This is a genomic window from Oleiphilus sp. HI0128, assembly GCF_001635365.1.
Window position 1 is genome coordinate 1 of sequence record NZ_LWGG01000742.1, and the last position, 3,692, is coordinate 3,692.

3 protein-coding genes are annotated in these 3,692 nt (G+C 44.6%); 1 reads left to right on the forward strand and 2 read right to left on the reverse strand.

Annotated elements, in window-relative coordinates:
• Positions 1 to 638: ABC transporter substrate-binding protein (locus A3763_RS09660; protein ID WP_197482872.1), on the reverse strand; the 638-nt coding region annotated here is incomplete at its 3' end.
• A 224-nt stretch (positions 639 to 862) separates the two neighbouring features.
• Between A3763_RS09660 and A3763_RS09665 the strand changes: the two genes are divergently transcribed.
• Positions 863 to 3,061, forward strand: coding sequence for a histidine kinase N-terminal 7TM domain-containing protein (locus A3763_RS09665; protein ID WP_197475715.1), 2,199 nt, complete (start codon positions 863 to 865; stop codon positions 3,059 to 3,061).
• Positions 3,062 to 3,065: 4 nt separating this feature from the next.
• Here the strand turns inward: A3763_RS09665 and A3763_RS09670 are convergent.
• Positions 3,066 to 3,692, reverse strand: a 627-nt coding sequence (locus tag A3763_RS09670; protein WP_068759997.1) for a lactate utilization protein, incomplete at its 5' end; no start/stop codon positions are given.

Below are 3,692 nucleotides of genomic sequence, written 5' to 3' on the forward strand. Positions count from 1 at the left end.
GCAGTTTGCACATCCGAGGACTTGGGGGAGACTGCTTCAATTACTTGAAGGTTCAGCTCTTCAGCATGTTGCTTGATTAGCTTGAGAAGTGAAACAGAATTAGCTTCTCCTGGGTTGTAGATAATACCGAGTTGCTTACTGGCAGGGAGGACCTCTTTAATCATCTCTAAATGCAGTTTTATCGGTGTTAGGTCCGACACGCCTGTAACGTTTTTGCTCGGTTGCTCCCAAGACTTCACCAGTTTGGCTGCAACAGGATCGGTCACTGCGCTAAAAACTATGTTGGTATTTCTGGCAGAGGCAACCGCAGCCTGGGCTGAAGGGGTGGCGATAGCTACAAATACGTCCGGCCTGTCGCCTGCAAATTTTTTGGCTATTTGGGCTGCAGTTGCCGGTGCGCCTTGTGCACTTTGGTAATCCCACTTAAGATTTTCTCCGTCTTTCCAGTCATGCTCGGCGAGGACATCCTTAACGCCCTTTCTCACTGCATCAAGGGCAGGGTGCTCAACAATCTGGGTGATTGCAACGTGCTTACTTTCTGGAGTGGCAAGCGTATTAAAGGATAGAAGGCTCGCTAGATATGATACTAGCAGTAGGTTGAATAGAGACTTGCGGGGCCAGGATAAGAAGTGTTTCATTAATTGCATCCATCAAATTATTGTCATGAAGCGATAAAAGTGGCTAAAGCTTCTTATTTTTTGCATGGTAATCAATCGTTAGCTTGCGGCCAAGCGATTCTGGGAGGATAATGCCTGTTTAGATTATGTACAGCTAAAGGCAACTATTCGAATAGGGGTAATATTATTCCGTCACAGCCCATGCTGAACATAGGATCAGGAATGTTAAGGTCAGGGTGACCGTTGTGGTATGGAACAATTTTGCTTTTATTAGTCTGGTTTGCGCTCTATTGAGTACAGCCAGTGCAGTACTTTGCTTATCGGCAAAACGCCAGGGAGGGTCGATTCTTTTTGGCCTAATCTGTACGCTCTTGGCTCTCTGGTCTTTTAGCTTGTTCGTTGGAATGTCTACCAACGAGCCTTCACAAGCTTTGTTTTGGGCACGTTGTGCTAACTCAGTCGTGTTATTCCTTCCGGTCTTGTTGTTTCACTTTGTTGTAAGCTTTGTGGGTAAGCAACATGCCTACGAGCGTGTTTCTTTCTCATACTATCTTTTATCGCTTCTCTATTTGAGTTTGATATTTATCGCTCCAGAGCATTTTCTACACAGTCCCAGCTTTCGTTTTGATGCTTTCTGGTTCCCTGTAGGGGGGAACTTGTTCTATCCGTTTCCGGTATTTTTTGCCGGGATTATTGGGCATACTCTATATGTCCTACTGCAAGAGAGAGCCGAAACAACCCGCTCAGGTAAGTTAAAGTTAGACTATCTGATCATGACGATTGCCCTGGGTTTTTTAGGGGGTGGGATGACGCTTTCTCTTGAGTTTGATATCAATATACCGCCTTATGGCTTACTTTCAGTCGCCCTTATGGTGGTGATATCTACCTACGCAGTATTGAAACATGACCTACTTGAACTGCCCGAGACGCTGAGTTTTGTTATCACGCGTTTGATGATTTACATTTGCATCGTTGGTTTCGTGGTTTTAATGCTTAAAGGTGGCATCTTTATAGATCAAGCGTATTTGAGTGTTTCTCAGACTGTATTTCTGGTTCTTATCACCATCTGTTCCTGTGAATTTTATGCAGCGATGAAATCTCGCTTACAAGCGTTTTCAGATAAAGTCCTGGTTCGTCAGAAACTTGATGCTGAGCGGCACTTTCGAGACCTAATGTATCAGCTAGATCAATCTGATGACTTTGAGTCGATGTTGCCAATTCTTCGGCAGTTTTTTGAGCAACAAAGCTATATCCATCACTATGCATGGTATTTGGATAGGGTTCTATTGGAGCGAACTTTATCCAGGAAAGAGTTGGAGCGCTTTGATGCGAATGACCTGAGCGCTGAGAGAAACTATCAACGCATACTATTTAGCGGCAGTGATGGACGCCGCCATGATCGTTTACCCTCTTCTATAAACGTGCACCTGCAGGGTGAGGCTGAGGAAAGAACGCTTAACGCCCAAATGGTTGAAATTATGTCAACTGAGCAGCTCGATGCTGCCTATGATTGGGTCGAAATGGTGCCGGGACGCGAGATGCTGGGTTTGCCTGTTGTTGCAAATAGTGACTTTAGGGGAATGCTCTTAGTCGTCGTCAGTAAATCTGACATGCGTTTGAAAGATCAGTCGAGGTTACAGGCTTTGTCGTCTAAATTGGGTCGACTCATTGAGCGTGTAGAGTTTTTTCGCCGTCAGGCTTTCCAGGAGCAGCGCTTCTTATTTCAAAAAATGCAGAGTTTGCAGTCTTTGGCCGGTAATATCGCCAATGACATGAGAGGGCCTTTAGATCAATTACATGCCTTTGTTGAACATGCTGCATTGGTACGAGCGGAGCTAAAAGATGAGAGATATTTAGATAGTCCCTATAGCCAAGCTCATGTGGCTATCGCGCGAAGTGCTCAGGTGATCGACATGAGTCTAGGTCTGGTGAAGGATGAACCCATCGATGTAAGTACCTTCAAGGTGCTTTCAATTCAGAGTGTAGTAACGAAGAGTTTGGCAGAGTATGTGTTTATGCCAGGAGAGCGAGAGAGAATACGAACAGACTTACGCCAAGACTTCTTGTTCAAAGGTGATGAATGGTTATTGATTTATGCTTTGTTTAACATACTAAAAACGGCCATCAATCACTCTGTCGTGGCTAAAGGCGAAGAGATCACTATTGATAGTCGGGTTGAGGGTGGCCGTAATGTATTATTATTGCGTTATAAAGAAGGTGTTCAGCGTTCTCAGCTAGAAGGTTTAAGAGTTGTGGATGAAGATTCATCTAACCTTGATCTGGCGACCGTCTATTATCGACGGGTCATGAGCGCTTTAGGGGGGGCGATAAGTTATTCCACTGACTCGGAGCAATGCACCGAAATTCTATTGGTTTTCCCCTGTTTAAGAACGGGAGGCGGTGATAGTGAATCGATTCTGGATGAGCTGAGCGTTGCTCCTTAGCACTCTATATCTCTGCGTTTTCTTGAACTAAGACAATCAGCTTTTTGGGTCCATGAGCGCCATAGGCTAGTGTTTGTTGTATATCTGCTGTTTTCGACGGGCTGGAAATAAACAAAACATTGCTTGGCATTTTCTCGCATTGACCCCAAGGTTCATCATTGAGCAAACTTGATAAATCCGGGTAGATTTGATCCTCTTGTAGTAGCACTAGATGTATTGGTGGCACAAGCGACATCATTCTAGGTTCGTCTTTATTTGGCAGCAGCAATAAGGTTCCGGTTTCGGCTATTGCTCCCTGTGCAAGGGTGATGCCGATATCGATGTTATGGAATAAGGTTTCCCGAAGGGTTTCATAAGCTTGTGAGTAGCGTGTAATGCTGATGTTATTATTATGAAGGCGCAGAGCTTGTTCAATTTCGCTTTGGTATGCAAGATTATTCCCTAATAAGCAGTGCTTGGCTTTTTCTCTTTCCATGATGTCAGTAAGTGTTGTTTTCCACTTAAACGCGCTAACTCGATGTACTTCTGCGTGATTTTCTTCTAGTTTTGAGATCAGCTGCCTAAGCAAATCTTCAGCTTGAACAATACCACTACGACTTCTATGGGAGCTAGGCAAACCCTCGCGTTCTGG